The 19,159-nt window shown below is 65.7% G+C and carries 18 protein-coding genes and 1 tRNA gene; 12 read left to right on the top strand and 7 right to left on the bottom strand.

The genetic code is table 11. The annotated features are described in order from the left end of the window. Window positions 1-2: 2 nt before the first annotated feature. From ACFR9U_RS18020 to ACFR9U_RS17985, 8 genes are all read left to right on the top strand, one after another. Window positions 3-692: a TorD/DmsD family molecular chaperone gene (locus tag ACFR9U_RS18020; RefSeq protein WP_247378529.1), complete on the top strand. Its 690-nt coding sequence runs from the start codon at window positions 3-5 to the stop codon at window positions 690-692. 106 nt (window positions 693-798) lie between these two features. Further along, complete coding sequence (priS, locus tag ACFR9U_RS18015) at window positions 799-1,977, top strand: DNA primase small subunit PriS (RefSeq protein WP_247378528.1); 1,179 nt, start codon at window positions 799-801, stop codon at window positions 1,975-1,977. Window positions 1,978-1,990: 13 nt separating this feature from the next. Continuing rightward, window positions 1,991-3,022: a DNA replication complex subunit Gins51 gene (locus ACFR9U_RS18010; protein WP_247378527.1), complete on the top strand. Its 1,032-nt coding sequence runs from the start codon at window positions 1,991-1,993 to the stop codon at window positions 3,020-3,022. Window positions 3,023-3,071: 49 nt separating this feature from the next. Next, window positions 3,072-3,878 (top strand): ABC transporter ATP-binding protein, encoded by an 807-nt coding sequence (locus tag ACFR9U_RS18005; RefSeq protein WP_247378526.1) that lies wholly within the window; start codon window positions 3,072-3,074, stop codon window positions 3,876-3,878. 3 nt (window positions 3,879-3,881) lie between these two features. Beyond that, window positions 3,882-5,519, top strand: a complete 1,638-nt coding sequence (locus tag ACFR9U_RS18000) for a hypothetical protein (RefSeq protein WP_247378525.1) — start codon at window positions 3,882-3,884, stop codon at window positions 5,517-5,519. A 46-nt stretch (window positions 5,520-5,565) separates the two neighbouring features. Then, a complete protein-coding gene (locus tag ACFR9U_RS17995) occupies window positions 5,566-6,327 on the top strand; it encodes an ABC transporter ATP-binding protein (protein WP_345893371.1) in 762 nt (253 codons plus the stop codon). After that, the gene (locus tag ACFR9U_RS17990) at window positions 6,327-7,562 is read left to right on the top strand and encodes an ABC transporter permease (RefSeq protein ID WP_247378524.1); all 1,236 of its coding nucleotides are present in this window, start codon (window positions 6,327-6,329) and stop codon (window positions 7,560-7,562) included. The genes ACFR9U_RS17995 and ACFR9U_RS17990 overlap by 1 nt, the downstream gene beginning before the upstream one ends. A gap of 335 nt (window positions 7,563-7,897) precedes the next feature. Further along, on the top strand, window positions 7,898-8,728 hold the full coding sequence (locus ACFR9U_RS17985; RefSeq protein ID WP_247378523.1) for a hypothetical protein: 831 nt from the start codon (window positions 7,898-7,900) through the stop codon (window positions 8,726-8,728). Between the two features lie 312 nt (window positions 8,729-9,040). Here ACFR9U_RS17985 and ACFR9U_RS17980 read toward each other — a convergent pair whose 3' ends face one another. After that, window positions 9,041-11,317, bottom strand: coding sequence for a CDC48 family AAA ATPase (locus tag ACFR9U_RS17980; protein WP_247378522.1), 2,277 nt, complete (start codon window positions 11,315-11,317; stop codon window positions 9,041-9,043). Further along, window positions 11,314-11,568 (bottom strand): DUF7127 family protein, encoded by a 255-nt coding sequence (locus ACFR9U_RS17975; protein ID WP_247378521.1) that lies wholly within the window; start codon window positions 11,566-11,568, stop codon window positions 11,314-11,316. Before ACFR9U_RS17975 ends, ACFR9U_RS17980 begins: the two co-directional genes overlap by 4 nt. 157 nt (window positions 11,569-11,725) lie before the next feature. Between ACFR9U_RS17975 and ACFR9U_RS17970 the strand changes: the two genes are divergently transcribed. Further along, the gene (locus ACFR9U_RS17970; protein WP_247378520.1) at window positions 11,726-12,499 is read left to right on the top strand and encodes an alpha/beta fold hydrolase; all 774 of its coding nucleotides are present in this window, start codon (window positions 11,726-11,728) and stop codon (window positions 12,497-12,499) included. Window positions 12,500-12,556: 57 nt separating this feature from the next. Here ACFR9U_RS17970 and panB read toward each other — a convergent pair whose 3' ends face one another. Further along, window positions 12,557-13,369, bottom strand: a complete 813-nt coding sequence (gene panB, locus ACFR9U_RS17965; protein ID WP_247378519.1) for a 3-methyl-2-oxobutanoate hydroxymethyltransferase — start codon at window positions 13,367-13,369, stop codon at window positions 12,557-12,559. Between the two features lie 170 nt (window positions 13,370-13,539). Between panB and ACFR9U_RS17960 the strand changes: the two genes are divergently transcribed. Beyond that, a complete protein-coding gene (locus ACFR9U_RS17960; RefSeq protein ID WP_247379029.1) occupies window positions 13,540-13,716 on the top strand; it encodes a DUF5822 domain-containing protein in 177 nt (58 codons plus the stop codon). Here ACFR9U_RS17960 and ACFR9U_RS17955 read toward each other — a convergent pair whose 3' ends face one another. From ACFR9U_RS17955 to ACFR9U_RS17945, 3 genes are all read right to left on the bottom strand, one after another. After that, the gene (locus ACFR9U_RS17955; RefSeq protein ID WP_247378518.1) at window positions 13,717-14,262 is read right to left on the bottom strand and encodes an HAD family hydrolase; all 546 of its coding nucleotides are present in this window, start codon (window positions 14,260-14,262) and stop codon (window positions 13,717-13,719) included. Between the two features lie 215 nt (window positions 14,263-14,477). Then, window positions 14,478-15,671 carry an alanyl-tRNA editing protein gene (locus ACFR9U_RS17950; protein WP_247378517.1) on the bottom strand — a complete coding sequence of 398 codons (1,194 nt, stop codon included), beginning with the start codon at window positions 15,669-15,671 and terminating at the stop codon, window positions 14,478-14,480. Window positions 15,672-15,704: 33 nt separating this feature from the next. Further along, window positions 15,705-16,217, bottom strand: a complete 513-nt coding sequence (locus tag ACFR9U_RS17945) for a helix-turn-helix domain-containing protein (protein WP_247378516.1) — start codon at window positions 16,215-16,217, stop codon at window positions 15,705-15,707. Between the two features lie 121 nt (window positions 16,218-16,338). On the opposite strand from ACFR9U_RS17945, the gene ACFR9U_RS17940 reads away from it, so the two are divergent. Next, window positions 16,339-16,423, top strand: a tRNA-Leu gene (locus ACFR9U_RS17940). Between the two features lie 407 nt (window positions 16,424-16,830). After that, on the top strand, window positions 16,831-18,309 hold the full coding sequence (locus tag ACFR9U_RS17935) for an HTTM domain-containing protein (protein ID WP_247378515.1): 1,479 nt from the start codon (window positions 16,831-16,833) through the stop codon (window positions 18,307-18,309). Between the two features lie 21 nt (window positions 18,310-18,330). On the opposite strand, the gene ACFR9U_RS17930 is transcribed toward ACFR9U_RS17935, so the two are convergent. Beyond that, window positions 18,331-18,966: a response regulator gene (locus ACFR9U_RS17930; protein ID WP_247378514.1), complete on the bottom strand. Its 636-nt coding sequence runs from the start codon at window positions 18,964-18,966 to the stop codon at window positions 18,331-18,333. Between the last annotated feature and the right edge of the window lie 193 nt (window positions 18,967-19,159).

Below are 19,159 nucleotides of genomic sequence, written 5' to 3'. Positions count from 1 at the left end.
TGATGGCAAACGCATCCACCGTCGAGCCGGTCGCACTGCTCCAGGCCCGCGCCCACGTCTACGACCTGCTGTCGGCGGCGTTCGACGGGGACGTGGCGGTTTTAGCGAAGGCCATGGAGGACGACGTGTTCGCCCGCCTGGCGGACACCTTGCCGACGGAGATAGACACCGACGCGCTGACGGCAGCGACGGTCGACACCGAGGCGCTCGCGTACGGCTACGACAACCTGTTCGAGGTGCCCGGGCCGAACTTCGTCCCGCCGTTCGCGTCCGCACACCGTTCCGACCCGAGCGAGCAGTTCGAGTCGGACTCCCCGTACCACGAGGAGGGCGCTGCCGGAGAACTCCTCGGCGACCCCGCCGCGGAGATCGCCGAGCTGTACGCGCGGGTCGACTTCCACCCGGAGCGCGGCGAGGGGATTCCCGATCACCTCGCCGCCGAACTCGAGTTCATGTACGCACTCGTGACTCAGGAAGCCCACCTGCGGGCAGACGGCGACGACCACGACGAGGAGGTCGCGGCGCTCCGCGATCTCCAGCGGAACGCGCTGACTCAGCTCGGGTGGCTGGACGACCTCGACGAGGCGGTCGGCGACCGCGATACGGTCGAAGGCGTGTTCGCCGCCCTCGTCCGGTTCACCCGCGTGTTCTGCGCGTGGGACGCGCGAGACGGCGTCGAATTCGACTGCTGAACGGCGGCGCCCGGTTTCCTCGCTCGCATCTCGCGAAACTTACGTATCGACTCACCGAACAGGAACGCAAGTGCTATTGTCTGGGGGTTGCCATCCCAGTGGTAGCATGGAGGAGCGAACACGGGCGTATCTTCGCGGGCGGTTCGGTGACTACTATCGCCGAACGGAGCTGACCCCGCCGCCGGACGCCAACGAGCGCGAATGGGGGTACATCCCCTGGACGCAGAGTCCGGGGACGACGATGGTCCGACACAAGTCACTGCTCGACCTGGGCGACCTGTCGTCGTTCCTCGAACGCGAGCGCCCGCGCCACGTCTACTTCTCGGCCGGCCGCTACGACGCGCCCGGCGCGAGTTCCATGAGCGAGAAGGGCTGGCGCTCCTCGGATCTGGTCTTCGACCTCGACGCCGACCACCTGCCCTCGGTCACGCTGGGCGAGGACTCCTACGGCGAGATGTTGGCCAAATGCAAGGACGCGCTGGGTCGGCTGCTCGACTTCCTCGAACGGGATTTCGGCTTCGACGACATGACAATCGTCTTCTCGGGCGGTCGCGGGTATCACGTCCACGTCCGCGACGCCGGGATCCAGCACCTCGAACGCGACGCGCGACGCGAGATCGTCGACTACGTCCGCGGGATCGGCCTGGAGTTCGACGCGCTCGTCGACGAAGAAGCGGTCGGCGGCGAGGTCGGCCGGAAGAGTCCCGCACACAACGAGTATCTCCCGACCGACGGCGGCTGGGGAGCGCGGATACACGAGCGGCTGCTCGCCGAGTTCGAGGAGATCCGCGACCTCGAGGAATCTGACGCAGTCGAGCAACTCCAGCAGTACGACGGCGTCGGCGAGAAGAAAGCGCGCGCCGCCTGGAACATCGCGCGCAATCGGTTCGTCGAGATCGAACGCGGAAACCTCTCTGCGCATCCGGTCGTCAAGAGTTTCGCCGAGCGGTACCTGTCCGACGTCATCGCCGAGGACAGCGCCCCCATCGACGAACCGGTGTCGACGGACACCAATCGTCTGATCCGGATGCCCGGCACCATCCACGGCGGGAGCGGCCTGGCGGTTCGCCGCATCGACCGCGACGCGCTGTCAGCGTTCGATCCCCTGACCGACGCCGTCCCTGAGACGTTCCAGAACCACGACATCACGGTGGAAGTGACGGAGGGCGGGGACGTCGAGCTCGGGGGCGATAGTTTTACACTTCCGGAGGGAGAGCATACCGTCCCAGAGCACGTGGGCGTGTTCCTGATGGCACGGGGCCGCGCCGAGAAGGGACAAGAGTGACACGGAGAACCGCATGAACCTGGACGAGCTGCAATCGATTCGAGACCGCGAGCGCCAGAGCGACAGCCTCCAGCAGCTGCGCGACACCTTCTACGCGGACGCGGGCGAGTTCGTCCAGCAACTGCGCGACGAGCGGGAACAGGCCGCCGCGCGCGCAGACGATCCGTTCGACGCGCCCGAGGTCAACCGCCTCACCGACGACATCAAAACGGCCGAGCAGACGGTCGAGGCGATCTACGAGCGCCGCGTCGGCAAACTCGTCAAGATGGCCTCCTTCGCCGCCGCGGACATGCCCACGGAAGACGAGGGACTCACCGCCGAAGAGCGAGAGCTGTTCGATCAGCTCGTCGCCGCGATCGAACAGAACCGCAACCAGGTGTTCGCGATCCTCGACGGTGAGGACGCCGAGTCCCAGACGGACGTCGACCCGATGGACGCGATCGGGACCGACCCGACGCCGGACGCTGGCGAGTCTGCGCCGTCCGACGGGGTCGACGCCGCAGATCTGATGAGCGGGACCGACGCTTCGCCGGCAGCGACTGAGGCCGACCCGTCGACACCGGCCTCAGACTCCCCGTCAGAACCACGGGGCAGTGACCAGCGGTCGCCGACGGCAGCCGACGCTCCGGGATCGGACGCGGGGGGTGACCGCCCGACGCCCGAGGCCGAGGCTGAGGCTGAGGCTGTGACCGACGCTGGCCAGTCGGAGTCGACGGCCGAGGCGCCGTCGCAGGTCCCGCCAGACGAGCCGCCGGGACAGCCCACCGAGCCGGAGGTCCGCGCCAATGACGCGGACGAGAGCGGGACAGCGGCCGGCACACCGGCACAGACGGATTCGAGTGCCGACGAACCGGACGCCGAGCGTCGGTCGGACGGCGGGGCACCCACGATCGATCGGACGACTGTCCGCATCACGCGAGACGTCGGCGAGATATTCGGCGTCGACGAGCGCGAGTACGACCTGTCGTCGGAGGACGTCGTGACGCTGCCGGCGACGAACGCCGAACCGCTGGTCGAGCGCGACGCCGCCGAGCGACTCGAATAACGCCCGGGAACAATTGATTGATACTGCTGGCCGCGGTTGTCGGGAGCAAATGCCCGCTGCCATCGAGACCGACTCGCTGACGAAGTCCTACGGAGACACGACCGCTCTGGCGGGGCTCGACGTCTCGATTCCGCGGGGCGAGGTCTACGGCTTCCTCGGCCCCAACGGCGCGGGCAAGACGACCACGATGCGGATTCTGACCACGCTCACCACGCCCAGCGGCGGCGACGCCTGGGTGATGGGCGAGCACGTGACCGATCGCGACGCGGTCGTCGAACACGTCGGCTACCTCCCCGAAACGCCGCCCGTCTACGACGAACTGACCGCTCGCGAACAGCTCACCTACCTCGCGGACCTTCGAGACCTCGACGCCGCCCAGCGAGACCGCATCGACCCGCTGCTGGAACGCTTCGGCCTGGCCGACGCCGCGAACGACCCCATCAGGACGTACTCGAAGGGGATGCGGCAGAAGGCGGCGCTGGCGGGGACCGTCCTGCAGGACCCGGACGTGATCTTTCTCGACGAGCCGACGAGCGGGCTGGACCCGCGGGCTGCTCGGACGGTTCGTGACCTCGTCGCCGACCTCGCCGACGAGGGTCGGACGGTCTTTCTCTCGACGCACATCCTCCCGGTCGTCGAGGAACTGGCGGACACGGTGGGGATGCTCGCGAACGGGCGTCTCGTCGCGGAGGGCGCGCCAGCGGACCTCAAACGCCGCGCCGAGGCCAGTGCGGAAGCCGGCCTGACCGGAAGCGATTCGGCTTCCGACCCCACGGAACGAACGCTCGAAGACGTCTTCCTGTCGGTCACCGAAGACCACGCCTGGCACGGAAAGTCGGCCGAATCGGAGGGCTGACGGATGGCCGGAGGGCTCGGGACCGACGTTCGGCACGCCGTCCGAATCGCCGAGGTCGAGGTCCGTCGGTCGGTCCGATCGATTCTGGCCAGTCGTCGGCAACTGCTCGGACTCACGCTCATGCTGCTGGCGTTCACACCGGCAGGCTACGTTATGCTCACCGGGAGCTACGCGGCCGGTGTGCGGTTCGCCGACGGAACGGCCCTCCCGGTCGTCACCTACGCCCGCGCCCAGGTGACGGCCTGGCTCGGGTCGATGACGCTCCTGTTCGGGCTGCGGATGCTCGAACGCGCCGGAGACGTCGATCACGCGGACTTGCTGTTGACGACGGTGCGGCCGCGGGCCGTCGTCACGGGCCTGTTCCTCGCCGAGTACGTGCGCGTCCTGGCCGTCGTCCTGACGCCGCTGCTCCTGTTCGTCACTGCCTTCGCCGTCGGGGCGGAGGCGCTGGGTCTCGTTCCCGTCGTGGCGGTCGGCATGGTGCCGATCCTGGCGGCCGCGCTCACAGGCGGATTCGCGGTGGCGTACGTCGCCAGACTCGGCTTTCGACGACTCGGCAGGGGCGACGTGTCCAAGCGTGGCCTGGGGCTGATCGTCATGGTCGGCATCGTCTTCGGTATCAACTTCTACGTGCCCGAGGACCCGTCCCGACTGCTCTCTCTGCTGGCTCCCCTGAGCGCGGTGCCGGTCGGCCCGTACGCCGACCTGTTGCTCGTCACTGCGCCGTTTTCCGTGTCGGTCGGCGTCGAATCCCTCGTCGCCGCAGTGCTCATCCTGGGGGCAACGCCGGTCTTGCTGGGGGCGACCTGGCGACTCGCACCTGTCGTCTGGTTCGGAGACGCACCGGCAACGAATCAGTCCGACGAGGGGGACGAGTCGACGAGGTTCGATCGGTCGGGCGCGCCGGCAGTGCTCGACGCTCGGCGAACCACGCGACTGGTCTGGTGGCAGTGGCTGCGGGGGCTTCGAGCCCCCTCGCAGTTCGTCCACATGCTGTATTTCCTGTTCATGGGTTTTCCGGTGTTGCAGTTGACAGTCGAACACCCGCGGTCGCCCGTGCTGCCGATGTTCGTCGCCGTCATCGGCGCGTTCCTGGCCGGCGGCTCGTTCGGACTGAACCCGCTCGGCATCGAAGGGTCGATGCTCCCGGCCATCGTCACGACGCCGTCGCCGGGACGCGCGATCGTTCGGGCGCGCATCCTTGCTGGAACGCTGGCCTGGCTCCCGGTCACGCTCCTGCTGATCGTTGGTTTCGGCGCGTTCAGTCGACTCCAGGGCATCGACGTGCTGTTCGTCGCAGCGATCGCCGTCGCGCTGACCTGGCTCAGCTGCACCCTGGCGCTGGCACTCGGTGCCGCTGCGCCGCGGTTCGAGAACGTCCGGGCGTTCGGCGGCGTCGAGGCCCCGACGCCGACGACCGTCGCACTGCTCGGGCACTCGTTTCTGACCGTCGTCTTCGCTGCGCTCGGGTTCGCAGCTGTGTTCGTCCCCGACGTGTACGACCGACCACCGTTGACGGGGACGACCGAACTGCTCGCGCAACTCGGCGGGCTCGCGTTCTGGGCGGTGAGCGCCACGCTGATCGGGGGGATCTGCTATCGCTACGCGGTCAGGCGCGTGAACACGTTCACCTACGAGTGACCGCCGGCCGCGGTACGTTGATTGGGGTCGACGGCAATGAAGGCGTATGGACGGGATGGCGGGGAGCGAATCCACGTCGGGGACCGCTGTTCAGCTGACCGACGTCAGTCGGACCTACCAGCGCGGCGAGCCGGTGCACGCGCTCGCCGACGTCTCGCTCACGCTGGCTCACGGCTCGTACGCGGCCGTGATGGGTCCGAGCGGGTCGGGGAAGAGTACCCTGCTCAACTGCATCGGCTGTCTGGACACGCCCGATACCGGGACGATCCGGATCAACGACCGCGAGGTGACGACGCTCAGCGACCGCGCTCGGGCACGCGTCCGGGGGCAGGAGGTCGGCTTCGTCTTCCAGACGTTCAACCTCATGCCGCGGCTGACCGCCCTGGAGAACGTCGCCCTCCCGCTGGTGTTCCAGGACGTCGACCGGGACTCCCGTCTCTCGCGGGCCCGTGAACTGCTCACCAGCGTCGGGTTGGCCGACCGGACCGACCACCTGCCGTCGGAACTCAGCGGTGGCCAGCGCCAGCGGGTCGCCATCGCTCGCGCACTCGCGACCGATCCGGCGATCCTGTTGGCCGACGAGCCGACGGGCAACATCGACACCGAGACGGGAGCGACGATCATGGGCATGTTCGACGACCTGCGTGACGCGGGCCACACGATCCTGTTGGTGACCCACGAGCGGGACGTCGCCGAACACGCCGAGCGGATCGTCCACCTCAGAGACGGCGGCATCGAGCGGATCGAGGAACTCGACGGACGGGAGCCATCCAACGGTGAACCAGGGGACCGAACGGAGGGTGCCTGATGGACGTCGGCGAGAGCCTCCGGATGAGCGTGCGGACGATTCGCGGCCACAAACTCCGAAGCGTGCTGACGACGCTCGGCATCGTCATCGGGATCGCTGCCGTCATCACGTTCGTCACGCTCGGCGTCAGTCTCAAGGCCGAGATCGTGGGCGAGTTCAGCGAATCGGGTGCCAACAGCATCTTCCTGCTCCCCGCGCCGAGCGGCGAGGGCGGCGGCTTCGGCTTCGGTGCGCAGGCGGTGTTCACGGAGCACGATCTCGCCCAGCTCAGGGCCGCCGAGGGCGTCCGTGCGGTGGTTCCGGTTGGCTCGATCCCCGTGTCGGCCGTCGGCCGCGATAACGAGTCCGTCGCGACGAGCGACATGACTGCCACCTCGCCGGCGCAGTTCGACGGCGCGGAGTTCGCGGCGGGCGGACCGTTCACCGAGCGCCGTCCCGGACTCGTCGTCAACCGCGAGGCCGCTCGGCAGTTCCCCGGGAACCTGTCGGTCGGCGACGAGGTGACGGTGACTCACCGGAACGGGTCGCAGTTCGACATCGCTGTCGTCGGGATTCTGGCGAACGACACGTCCGTGTCCGGGTTCGGCGGCTTCGGCTCGGGACCGTCCTTCTACCTCCCGACGGAGTACTACGATCAGGTCGTCGAGAGTCCCTCGACCGGCGAGTCACAGCGCGTGTACCCCCAGGTGACGGTCGTCGCCGAGAACCCCGGTGAGATCGCGACCGTGAAAGACCGCGTCCAGCGCTCGCTCGCGTCCTCGGACGCCGCCCAGCTCGTGCCGCAGGGCTACGAGATCAGTGCCCGGACGAACGAAGACATCGTCGAGCGCATCGGAAACGTCGTCGACCGGCTCACCCAGTTCGTCACCGGCATCGCCGTCATCTCCCTGCTTGTCGGGGCCATCGGCATCGCGAACATCATGTTGGTCTCCGTCCGCGAGCGCACCAGAGAGATCGGCATCATGAAAGCCGTCGGGGCGACCAACCGGGACGTCCTCCAGTTGTTCCTGGTCGAAGCCACGCTGCTGGGTTTACTGGGCGCGCTCGTCGGCACGCCGCTGGGCGTCCTCGGCGGGTACATCGTCACGCAGTACGCTGACCTGCCGCTGACGCTCGCCTACCAGTGGTTCGCGCTCGCGATCGGCATCGGCGTCCTCGTGGGAATCGTCGCCGGCCTCTACCCGGCCTGGAGCGCCGCCAGGGTCGACCCGATCGACGCGCTTCGCTACGAATAGTACCTTTTTTCTCGTCGGGTTTCCTCGGGCGCTCTTCGAGCACCCTGCGGGAACCACTCCTCGAAAAAATCTACGCTAAAAAAGGCTGCCGGCTCACTTCGTTCGCCGGCAGTGAACCGTGCGCCTCCGGCGCACGGATGCCTTCCGCGACCGTTGTTCAGTGTGTGCCAGTATCGTGCTGCTGATTATATCAAACGCAACACATCAACGCAGTATCGTGCTGCATACAGCGCGCTTAGTCAGCACGACGGATTCCAGCCAGAATGAAGAGAAAGGGTATAGCACAGCACGTTATGACCCAGTAAATATACGACAATCAATCTGCAATACAGATTATGGGGATAGCACACACGGACAAGACTCCCCTCTCCAAGGGCGAGATACGGAGACTTCTTATTGCTGCTGTTGGCACCCCGCTTGCCTATCTCTTGTACCAATTCATGCTCAGAAGTGTGCAGGGCTATACCCAACTCGTTACGCTCCCGCAACTCACACCGACCCTGTTTCTGGGATTTCTTGTGCTTGGTGTTACCGGGGCTCTCGCTCTGCTCACGTGGAATCTGGGCTTTCGGATTGCACCGATCGCTGCATTCGGCGCAGTGTTGAGCGTCCCATGGCTCTATTTTGGACCACCGATCAATCTGGGGTATTCCACGCTTCCGTTCGGTACATTGTCGCTGGTGATTGGTGTTGAGGGCACGATTCGTTTCCGAGAGCGAACTCCAGAGATAGTCACGGACAAGACCGGGTGGATCGCAGTCGGGGCAGGCCTGCTTCACTTTGCCCTTGGCTTCGGGCTACAGGTGGCCACACGACAGTTGTTCTGGCTCGATAATTCGTTCCCGAGTGTGCTTCTAATGGGGTTCATCTACGTCGTTTCTGGAATCGCGCTGGTTGTAGCCGGTGCGCTCCCTGTTATTCTGTGGCGTCGCTATCGATTGGTGACGCCAGCGGTGGCTACAGTAAGTTGGTTCACGTGGGGCCTCTATGGTATCTGGGTTCGTTGGAACGCCCTTCCGTTGAGTGAATTCACCGGGATCGGATGGGGAAACTTCACGCCACATCCGGATTATCTGTTGAAATGGACCGGATTGATGATTGTATTGCTGGCAGGAGTTGGTGCCGAGTTAGTGCTGCGAGAAATCAGTCGGTTTGTCCGGAATTAGACCGATCGCGAGTTTTGCCCCCACAGTGAGCGACTGATTCAGGGATCACGGACAAAACAAGCGAGTGACCAGTGCTGAACTCACCCTCTATATCCAGCATACATTACCTGACAGATATCATGTAGATGCTGGATTACTGTGGTACAGCGTCCATCTTTGACTATCACGCCAGCATCCGCGCGCCTCCGGCGCGCGGTTCACTGCCGGCGAACGAAGTGAGCCGGCAGCCTTTTTTAGCGTAGATTTTTTCGAGGAGTGGTTCCCGCAGGGTGCTCGAAGAGCGCCCGAGGAAACCCGACGAGAAAAAAGGTACTATTGGAACGTCCGGCCGATGGTCTCTTCTTCCTGCTCGACGCCAGCGCCGCGGCGGTCGAACCGTTCTTCGATCTCGTCGTAGCGTTCCCGGGTCTCTTCGGTGACGCTCGGGCCGACCTCGTCGAGCGCGTTCTCGAAGTGCTCCATGGTCACGCGGACGTTGCCCACGCTCTCGCCGACTTCCTCCGGCGAGACGCTGTTGATGAACTCACGCGATGCGGCCATGGAGGCCTCGCGGGCCAGCGCCTCGACGTCGGCGCCGACGAAGCCGTCGGTCTCGCGGGCCAGTTTGTCCAGGTCCACGTCGTCGGCCAGCGGCTTGTCACGCGTGTGGACCTCGAGGATGGCGCGGCGCGCCTCCTCGTCGGGCACCGGCACGTGGACGTGGCGGTCCAGGCGACCGGGGCGCAGCAGCGCCGAGTCGATGAGGTCCGGGCGGTTCGAGGTCGCGATGACCACGACGTCCTCCAGCGACTCGATGCCGTCGAGTTCAGTCAGCAGCTGGCTGACGACTCGCTCGCCGACGCCGGAGTCGGTTGCGTTGCGGCCGCGTTCGCCCGCGATGGAGTCGATCTCGTCGAAGAACACCACGGTGGGTGCGTTCGAGCGAGCCTTCTCGAACACCTCGCGGACGCCCTTCTCGCTTTCGCCGACGTACTTGTTCAGCAGCTCCGGCCCCTTCACGGAGATGAAGTTGCTCTGGGCCTCGTTAGCGACGGCCTTCGCGAGCAGGGTCTTCCCCGTGCCCGGCGGGCCGTACATGAGGACGCCCTTGGGCGACTCCATGTCCATGGTCTCGAACACCTCGGGGTACTCCAGGGGCCACTGGATGGTCTCCCGGAGGCGTTCCTTGGTGTCCTCGAGGCCGCCGACGTCGTTCCAGGTGATGTCGGGCACCTCGACGAACACTTCGCGGAGCGCGGAGGGTTCGATGCCCTTCAGCGCGTCCTTGAAGTCGCCCTCCGAGACCTGCAGTCGCTCCAGTACCTCGGCGTCGATCTCGTCGGATTCGAGGTCGAGTTCCGGACGGATGCGCCGGAGCGCGTTCATCGCCGACTCCTTGGCCAGCGATTCCAGGTCTGCGCCGACGAACCCGTGGGTGTTTTCGGCGTACTCTTCGAGGTCGATGTCGTCGGAGATGGGCATCCCGCGGGTGTGGACCTGCAGGATCTCCTTGCGGCCCTCCTTGTCCGGGACGCCGATCTCGATCTCGCGGTCGAAGCGGCCACCACGGCGGAGTGCCGGGTCGATGGCGTCGACGCGGTTGGTCGCCCCGATGACGACGACTTCGTTGCGCGACTCCAGGCCGTCCATCAGGCTGAGGAGTTGCGCGACGACGCGGCGTTCGACGTCGCCGGAGGTCTCACCGCGTTTTGGCGCGATGGAGTCGATCTCGTCGATGAAGACGATCGCCGGCGCGTTTTCCTCGGCCTCCTCGAACACTTCGCGGAGTTGCTCCTCGGATTCCCCGTAGTACTTCGACATGATCTCGGGACCCGAGATGTTCGTGAAGTACGCGTCGATCTCGTTGGCGACGGCCTTGGCCATCAGGGTCTTCCCCGTGCCCGGCGGGCCGTGCAGGAGGACGCCCTTCGGCGGCTCGATGCCGAGCTGCTGGAACAGCTCGGGGTGGCGCATCGGCAACTCGATCATCTCGCGAACCTGTTCGAGCTCGTCGTCGAGTCCGCCGATGTCCTCGTAGGTCACGCTCGGCGTCTCGCGCCCGCCGCCGGCACCGGCCTCGCCGGTGATCTGCTCGGCGGGTTTCTCGCTGACCTCGATGTCGGTCGAGTCGGTCACGACGACCGTCCCGCCGGGGTTTGTCTCGGCGATCTTCAGCGGAATCTGCTGGCCGGACATCGACGAGAGCGGGCCGAGCCCCAGCGAGAACGGGACGGTCTGCCCCTGCGTGACGGCCTGCCCGGAGAGCTTGTTCCGGATGTGGGGGCCGACGTTCCCGCGAACGCGGAGGTTCTGCGGGAGAGCGACGGTCACCGACTTCGCCGGCTGGACGTCGGCGTCCTCGACGGTGACGGTGTCGTCGATCCCGACGTCGGCCTCCTGGCGCAGCTGGCCGTCGATCCGGATGACGTCGCGGCCCTCGTCTTCGGGGTAGCCGGGCCAGACCCGCGCCACGGCCTTTCCCCCGTTCTTGCCGTCGATGACGATGTAATCGCCGTTCTCCAGGCCCATCTCGGACATGGCGGCCCGGTCGACGGCGGCGAGCCCGCGACCCGCGTCCTTCTGTTTGAGTGGCTTGACGGTGAGTTTCATGCCTTCACCTCGACAGTGAGCACGCCGTTTTTCATAAACACTTGCGCGCTTTCGTCGTCGTCCTCGCTCACGGGGAGCTCGAACTCGTACTGCTCGTCGTCGTCGGTCACGATGATGACCGTGTCACCGACCACGTCGACGCTGGCCTCGCGACCGACGCCCACGTCGGCAGCGAACACCGCCGATCCGTCGTCATACTGCATCCGGCTCACCGGCCCTTCCGACTCGATGAACTGCTCTCTTCCATTCATACTAACTCCAAGTTAGCACCTCTACTATTTAAATCTTGTGCCGACAAACCACCAGACGGCGTCGGGGGGCGAAACTAGCGGCTGAAATGCAGTTCGAGCGCACGTCGATGGAAACTTCGTCGTGAGGGTTTATCAGCGTCAGGGTGCAATCGGTCGTATGCAGACGGTCAGCCACGACGGTCGGGAGACGGCGTATCGGCGGACTGATTTCGGCCACGACGCCCCGCCCGTGCTGTTCGTCCACGGGAGCGGTGGGACGCACGAGGTCTGGACTGGCCAGTACGGTCGTCGCGAGAACGAGTATCCCGCCGTCGCACTGGACCTGAGCGGCCACGGCGACTCCGCGGACGTCGACACCGCGCCCGGCTACGAGACGCTCGACGCCTACGTGGCCGACGTGCGCGCGGTCGTGCGCGAGACCGGCGCCGAGTTACTCGTCGGCAATTCGCTGGGCGGCGCCGTCGTCCTCCAGACAGTCCTCGAATCCGACGTCGACCCTGCCGGAATCGTGCTCGCGGGGACCGGGGCGAAGCTCACCGTCCACCCCGACGTCAGGGAGTGGCTGGCCGAGGACTTCGAGCGAGCGATCGAGTTCCTCCACGGCGACGACATGCTCTTTCACGACCCGGACCCCGCTCACGTCGAACGCTCAAAGACGTCAATGCGCGACGTCGGCCGCGCCGTCACGGAACGCGACTTCCGCTCCTGCCACGAGTTCGACGTCCGGGATCGCCTCGACGAGGTCGACGTGCCCGCGCTGGCGCTGGTCGGCGAGTACGATTCGCTCACGCCCGTCGAGTATCACGAGTATCTCGCTGAGAACATTCCCGACGCGGACTTCGTCGAAATCGCCAACGCGGCCCATCTCGCGATGGTCGAACAGCCAGAAGCGTTCACCGGCGCGATCAGCATGTTCTGCCAGCGACTCTGAAACGGCCAGTCGGCTGCCAGGAACGCCCACCATTTCGGTCTGGCTCGCTGGTCTGACTCAGTACAGTTCGTCCAGATCGTCCTCGTAGTGGCTGTGCTCTTCGGCGGGGAAATCGCCGGATTCGACGGCGTCGTTGTATTTTTCGACGGCGCCTGCCATCTCGCTGCGCACGTCGCCGAACTGTTCAGAGAACGGCGGCTCCCAGTCGCTTAGCCCCACGACGTCGTTGATGACGAGCACCTGGCCGTCACACCCGGGGCCGGCGCCGATGCCGATGGTCGGGATGTCGAGCGCGTCGGTCACCTTTTCTGCGAGGTTCGCGGGGACGTGTTCCAGTACGAGCGAGAACGCGCCGGCCTCCTCGTGTCTGTTCGCAAGGTCGATGATTCGGCGGGCCGCCTCCGGCGTCGTTCCCTGACGGGTGTACCCGCCAAGTTCGTTGACTTTCTGGGGCGTGAGCCCGAGGTGGGCCATGACCGGGATGCCGAGTTCGGTCAGTCGCTCGGTGAGTTCGACGGTTCGCTTGCTGCTCTCGATTTTGACTGCATCCGCGCCCTCCTCTTTGAGCATCCGGCCGCAGTGCTCGATGCTCTCGCTCTGGTCCACGCCGAACGAGAGAAACGGCATGTCGGCGACGACGAGCGCGTCTTCGGTTCCGCGGACCACCGCACCGGTACGACTCGCGATCTCGTCGACGGTCACGGGCAGCGTCGACTCGTAGCCCATGTCTGCGTTGCCCACGCTGTCGCCGACAAGGATCACGTCCGTCCCGGCGGCGTCGACGATGCTCGCGGTCACGGCGTCGTACGCCGTCAACATCGTGATCGACTGCTCGCCGGCCATCTCGCGTATCTCTGTGACAGAGGGCATACCCAACCTCTCGCGCCCCTGGGTCGTAAACGTGTCCGATTATCGATTCCAAGCGACGGGTGGCAACCAATAGACGCTTATTCGGGCCGGTCCCAGGCGCAAGCGTGCCAACGCGCGTCGACGATCCCGCCGAGCCAACCGACCCCGACACCGTCGACTACGGTTGGGTCATGCAAGTGACGTTCGTCGTGACCATCATCGTCGGCGCGCCGATCGTCGCCGTGCTCTCGGCGGGCGTGCAGCTCCCGACCTGGGAAGCGCGCGTCAGTTTCGCCGTCCGAGTCGGCGCGATCGTCTGGCTCTGCACTGCCGTCGCCGTCTTCGCCTACGCGCGCCGCTCGAACTGATCAGAACTGTGCCTGCCACTTCGACTGGTAAATGAAGGCCGTGCCAGCGTTCTCCGCGGTGTGGTAATCCCGGCGCGAGTCACCGATGAAAAGAGTCCGTTCCGGCGCAGCGCCCAGCGCGTCGATCGTCGCCAGCAGCGGTTCCGGATCGGGTTTCTCCGTGTCGACCGAGTCCCGGCCGACGATCTGGCCGACGGCGCTGTCGAGTCCGTAGGTCTCCAGGGCGATCCGACACGCGGCTTCACTGTTCAGCGAGCAGACCCCGACCGGGCGTTCGTGCGGCAACGCCTCGGCGAGCGGCAGTTTTTCCGCGGTGCGTGCGCCCTCGCGTTCGAACTCGGTGATCGTCTCCTCGACCTTCCGTCGATAGCCCGTCTCCTCGGACAGTTCGAGCATCGTCCAGAGGTCGGCACCGTCGACGTCGACGCCGCGCGCTCGCAACACGGCCGCCACGTTCTGCGTCACCTCGTCCCAGTCCACGTCGAGCGACACGAGCGTCCCGTCTAAGTCGTAGACGTACGCGTCGTACTCGTCCTGCCTTGTCACGAACTGCGGTACGACCGGCCGATAGATATGTGCTTCGGGGTCGGTAGCGGTCGTCCACGACGATTCTCACTGACCCTGCTTGGGTGCCGTTCCTGCCTAGCATTCAAGTACGAAACCGAGACCATCTGCGCACGTGCGCTGACCGTCACCGCAGGTCGGTTTGCAGTCGTGCGACACGCCGGCCTGCGGAGCCGCCCGTGTCGCCTGTTCGCCACCTACTCTGCGGTCTCTCGGAGAAACGTCACGATTTCGTCGGCCGGTGCTCCCAGGCCGCCACCCTGGGCGACCGTCGGCCCGCCGCCGCCGCCACCGCCGAAATCCGCCGTGACGTCGTCGACCACGTCACCCGCATCGACCTCGCCGGCCGTCGCGACCGCGAGGTACTGCCCGTCCTCGCTGACCAGCGCGACGACGTCCGCTCCGTCGCCCACGGCGTCTTGTGCCCGGTCGGCGAGTCCGTTCGCATCGAGGCCCGGAACTGCACCGACCACCCACCTGCGCCCCGCTTTCTCGACGGCGTCCTCTTGGAGCGCGGCGAGTCTCGTTTCCACCAGTTCGTCGCGGAGCGCGTCGAGCTCCGCGCGCGTCTCTTCGCGGTCGGCCTGAAGGCGCTCGACCGCGTCCGGGAGGTCGGCCACGCTGGTGTCGAGTTTCCGTGCGCTCGCCAGTGCGGCTTCGTGGTCGTCGGCGCGCCGCTCGATCGCTGCCGGACCGACCGCGAACTCCACTCGCGTCAACCCTTCCCCGGGATTGGACCTGTCGAGCACGGCGACCGGTCCGATCTCGCTGGTATTCTCGACGTGTGTACCGCCGCAGGCGGCGACGTCCCAGTCTTCGATCGTGACGACGCGAACCGAATCGCTCTCGAGTCCCTCTTCGGTCTTCGTGTTGAACGCGATCTCGTCGTCGGCCAGGGCCGTCTCGCGGTCGCGCTCCTCCCAGGTGACCTGTCGGCTGTCCCAGACGACGCGGTTGACGAGCCGTTCGAGTTCGACCAGCGTCGCGTCGTCGACGTCCGTGGTCGTGGTGAGGTCGACGCGCACGCGATCTTCGGTGATGCCGAACCCGCCGTACCCCAGGTCGTCGAGTAACCGTCTCCCAGCCCCGTAGAGGGCGTGACTCGCCGTGTGCGCTCGCATGCAGTAGGTGCGGAACTCGTCGTCGACGACTCCGTCGACGGCGTCACCGACCGAGAAGTCGGGTTCGCGTGCCAGTTCGTGGAGTACTTCCCCGTCACGTGACTGCACGGCGACGACGTCGATGCCGTCGAGCGTCCCGCGATCTGCGGGTTGGCCGCCGCCCTCGGGATAGAAGTAGGTCGTATCGAGGACGACGTGGGTACTGTCGAGTCGATCGACTGTCGCGGAGAATTGTCGGATGTAGGGTTCGTCTGGGCCGCGTGAGTGCATACTGCTGCCCGACGACTGGGGGTGGTAAAAAGCTCAGGCCGACTCGGAGAGTTCGACGTCGAGTCGGTCTTCGAGTTTCGCGACGACGGAGCCGCCGACGCCAGCCTGGGTCGCGCGGCCCTGCTCGACTGCCAGCAGGTCGGCTTCGTCGATGTCGAGTTCCTCGGCCAGCTCGGCGAGTTGGAGGCCGGCGTCCTGGCGCGCCTCCGTGAGCTGTTTCCCGTAGCCGGAGACGAGATACGGGAGCTGATCGTCCTCGTAGTTGGTGCCGTCCTCCTCCCAGTGTTTGGAGTCGGCTTTCCGAGCGTCGTCGATGCGGGCCGCGTTCTGTGCGGCGCGCCGCTTGCGGTCCTGGTCGCTCCGCTCGCCGTCGTCGCTCCCGGAGCCGCCCCTGCTATCGGTCTCGCCGTGTTGCGCACACTCGGCGCAGACCTCCAGGGTGGCACCGGCGACGTTGGCCGTGCGGAGGTCGTCGTCCTCCGCGCCACAGAGTTCGCAGTTCCCACCGGCACTACCGCCCGCCCCGCCGGTCGAATATTTGGCCATGTCCCCGGTAGTAGCTTCCCCGTATTTGAAAGGTCCGTTTCCGACAGCCGTCTCGTCGATGGCAAACGAAAGCCCTTTTAACTAACCGCGGATACGAATGCAATGCAGACAGACGCAGCGTGCGTGGGTAGCCAAGCCAGGCCAACGGCGCAGCGTTGAGGGCGCTGTCCCGTAGGGGTCCGCCGGTTCAAATCCGGTCCCACGCACTGCAAAGTGCAGGTGAGGTCCTACAGGACATCACCCACGCAAAATCTTACTGACGAACCAAACTAGGTAGCGACAGCGCGGGCGCTGTCCCGTAGGGGTCCGCCGGTGAGCAATCGGCGCTGCCGATTGCGAGCCCTGGAAGACGCGCGCAACGTAGTGAGCACGTCTTCCTCTGGTTCAAATCCGGTCCCACGCACTGCAAAGTGCAGGTGAGGTCCTACAGGACATCACCCACGCAAAATCTTACTGACGAACCAAACTACGTAGCGACAGCGCGGGCGCCGTCCCGTCGGGGTCCGCCGGTGAGTCGCGCTCACTCGACGCGGCCGACCGCGCTCCGTCGAGCACAAGACGTTTAGCCGAACCTGTTGCAGATACCGATACGACGGAGCGTTACCTGTTTCAAATGGGCTCAGCATCGGCAGTCTCGGGTCGCGGTCGTGAGTGGCTCGCGCGTCGGTTCGCGATCGACGTGCGGGCGCTCGCCGCGTTTCGCATCCTGCTCGGCGCGATCCTGCTCAGTGACCTCGCGCTCCGCGCCCGCAACCTGCGGTGGTTCTACACGGACGCCGGCGTCCTCCCGCGGTCCGTTCTCCGCGCGACGTTTCCCGGCTATCAGTACGTTTCGGTGCACGCGCTCTCGGGCGCGTTCTGGGTGCAGGTCCTCCTGTTTCTGCTGGCCGGCGTCGCTGCGCTCGCGCTGCTCGCGGGGTTTCAGACGCGGATCGCGACGGTGATCTCGCTGCTGTTCCTGCTGTCGCTGCAGGCGCGCAACCCTCTCGTTCTCAACGCCGGTGACGTCCTCCTGCGCCGGCTGCTCTTCTGGAGCGTGTTTCTCCCGCTGGGAGCCGAGTGGTCGCTCGACCGGTCGCAGACGGCGTCACGCGAGCGCGTCGTCTCCGTCGCGTCGGCCGCGTTGCTCCTGCAGGTCGTGACGCTCTACGCGGTCAACGCCGCCCTCAAGCTTCGCGCGTCGCCGTGGCGCGACGGGACGGCGGTCAGATACGCGTTCAGCCTGGAGCAGTTCCTCGTCCTGTTCGGTGACGTGCTGGCCGACTTCCCCGTCGTGTTGATGGCCGCCACCTGGGGTTGGCTCGCACTGCTGGCGTGTTCCGTCCTACTCGTCGCGTTGACCGGCCGGTCCAGAGCGGCGTTCGTCGGCCTGTTCGTCGCGGCCCATCTGGGGATGTTGCTGACGTTGAAACTCGGGCTGTTCCCGGTGATCTGTCTCGCCGCCCTCCTCCCGTTTCTCCCGACGGCGATCTGGGACGCCGTCGAGCGACGAGCGCCAGCGCTCTCGATGGACCGGCTGCGTCGACGCGAGACGACCCCGCTCGAACGGCGGCTTCCCGACGCCCTTCCCTCGCTGGGGAGGCAGCTCGGAATGGGAATCGTCGCGGTCCTCCTGGCGGGGATGCTCGCGTTCAACGCGGTCTCCGTCGCCCACGTCGACGCGGCTGGCGTCGACGCCAGCACGATCGCGGAGCACCAACACTGGTCGATGTTCGCACCCTCGCCGCCCAAAACCGACGGGTGGTTCGTCGTTCCCGGCACACTCACAAACGGGAGCCGCGTCGACGTGCTTACCCAGTCACCCGTCCGCTGGGCGAAGCCGCCCGACGTCTCCCGTCGATACCCCACGGCGAGATGGCGGAAGTATCTCGCCAGAGTCGAGTCGGGCGAAGCGAACCGCCGGGCATTCGCCCGTTCTCTGTGCCGACGCTGGCAGCGACAGCACGCGCGTCCACTCGACGCTGTCTCGGTGTATTACGTCGCACAACCGACCAGACTCACCGGACCAGAACCCACGCGGACGCGACGACTACTGACCTACGAGTGCGAAAACGAAACGGCAGCGACGTCGGGCGGCGCTACTGAATTTTAGAGGAGAATTCGGGCGCTACGTTCACCGTTCGCCGTCGGCGTCCCCGTTCGGGCCGGGGATGTCGTGACTGTCGTCTGACCCGGCCATCTCTTCGCTGACTCTGACGCGGCCGGACACCTCGGCGAAGTCCTCTTCCAGTTCGGACAGGTCGACGCCCACCTGTTCGCGCCGGTCCGCGAGTCGCTCCTCGATCTGGGTGTACTCCTCGCTGGCTTCGAGTTCTGCGCTGGATTTCTCCTCTTCCAGCGTCGTCTTCTTCGAGACGAGTGCCAGGAACCGGCGGAAATCGTCGTCGTATGTGGCCCGTTCCAGCATCTCTTCGACGACGTCGTTGAGTTCGTTGCGCTCGATGGGCTTGACCAGATACTCGTCGAAGCCCATGTCGATGATGTCGAAGTCCGGATCGACCGCAGTGAGCATGACGACCCGACAGTCCAACTGTCGTGCCTGAATCTCCTCCAGAACGGCGTCCCCAGACACTTCCGGCATCCGCCGATCGAGTAACACCACGTCGACGTCCGGGCCCAGTTCGTCGAGCGCTTCTTTGCCGTTGTATGCGGTCCGAACAGAGTACTCGTCGGAGAGGAACGCCGTATACGTGTTCGCGATTGCCCTGTTGTCGTCCACGACGAGTACAACCGGCGATTCACTGCTCATGTGTCCACCACGACTAATTGCGTCTCACCCGACGGCGCCACCACTGTATCGCGGACCATTCTTACACGCACCTTTGACCGTAAGTCAAGAAATAGATTGTGGGAACTACATAACATGAAATCCGTTCGTGACCACTTCGAATCTCTCGACTCGTCTCCCCTGGTTTTCCAGCCACGTGCCCGTTCTCGCCGTC

It is taken from the genome of Halorientalis brevis (assembly GCF_042678165.1).
In the GTDB taxonomy this organism is placed as follows: Archaea; Halobacteriota; Halobacteria; order Halobacteriales; family Haloarculaceae; genus Halorientalis; species Halorientalis brevis.
The sequence above is the reverse complement of the archived record's forward strand: the minus strand, read 5'-3'. Positions and strand labels throughout refer to the sequence as shown.

Excerpts from the sequence above, each read along its gene's own strand:
- ACFR9U_RS17930 (WP_247378514.1), bottom strand. The coding sequence starts at position 18,966 with ATGAGCAGTGAATCGCCGGTTGTACTCGTCGTGGACGACAACAGGGCA.
- ACFR9U_RS18000 (WP_247378525.1), top strand. The coding sequence starts at position 3,882 with ATGGCCGGAGGGCTCGGGACCGACGTTCGGCACGCCGTCCGAATCGCC.
- ACFR9U_RS17970 (WP_247378520.1), top strand. The coding sequence starts at position 11,726 with ATGCAGACGGTCAGCCACGACGGTCGGGAGACGGCGTATCGGCGGACT.
- ACFR9U_RS17935 (WP_247378515.1), top strand. The coding sequence starts at position 16,831 with ATGGGCTCAGCATCGGCAGTCTCGGGTCGCGGTCGTGAGTGGCTCGCG.
- ACFR9U_RS17990 (WP_247378524.1), top strand. The coding sequence starts at position 6,327 with ATGGACGTCGGCGAGAGCCTCCGGATGAGCGTGCGGACGATTCGCGGC.
- ACFR9U_RS18005 (WP_247378526.1), top strand. The coding sequence starts at position 3,072 with ATGCCCGCTGCCATCGAGACCGACTCGCTGACGAAGTCCTACGGAGAC.
- ACFR9U_RS17945 (WP_247378516.1), bottom strand. The coding sequence starts at position 16,217 with ATGGCCAAATATTCGACCGGCGGGGCGGGCGGTAGTGCCGGTGGGAAC.
- ACFR9U_RS17975 (WP_247378521.1), bottom strand. The coding sequence starts at position 11,568 with ATGAATGGAAGAGAGCAGTTCATCGAGTCGGAAGGGCCGGTGAGCCGG.
- panB (WP_247378519.1), bottom strand. The coding sequence starts at position 13,369 with ATGCCCTCTGTCACAGAGATACGCGAGATGGCCGGCGAGCAGTCGATC.
- ACFR9U_RS17960 (WP_247379029.1), top strand. The coding sequence starts at position 13,540 with ATGCAAGTGACGTTCGTCGTGACCATCATCGTCGGCGCGCCGATCGTC.
- ACFR9U_RS18010 (WP_247378527.1), top strand. The coding sequence starts at position 1,991 with ATGAACCTGGACGAGCTGCAATCGATTCGAGACCGCGAGCGCCAGAGC.
- ACFR9U_RS17985 (WP_247378523.1), top strand. The coding sequence starts at position 7,898 with ATGGGGATAGCACACACGGACAAGACTCCCCTCTCCAAGGGCGAGATA.
- ACFR9U_RS17950 (WP_247378517.1), bottom strand. The coding sequence starts at position 15,671 with ATGCACTCACGCGGCCCAGACGAACCCTACATCCGACAATTCTCCGCG.
- priS (WP_247378528.1), top strand. The coding sequence starts at position 799 with ATGGAGGAGCGAACACGGGCGTATCTTCGCGGGCGGTTCGGTGACTAC.
- ACFR9U_RS17980 (WP_247378522.1), bottom strand. The coding sequence starts at position 11,317 with ATGAAACTCACCGTCAAGCCACTCAAACAGAAGGACGCGGGTCGCGGG.
- ACFR9U_RS17995 (WP_345893371.1), top strand. The coding sequence starts at position 5,566 with ATGGACGGGATGGCGGGGAGCGAATCCACGTCGGGGACCGCTGTTCAG.
- ACFR9U_RS18020 (WP_247378529.1), top strand. The coding sequence starts at position 3 with ATGGCAAACGCATCCACCGTCGAGCCGGTCGCACTGCTCCAGGCCCGC.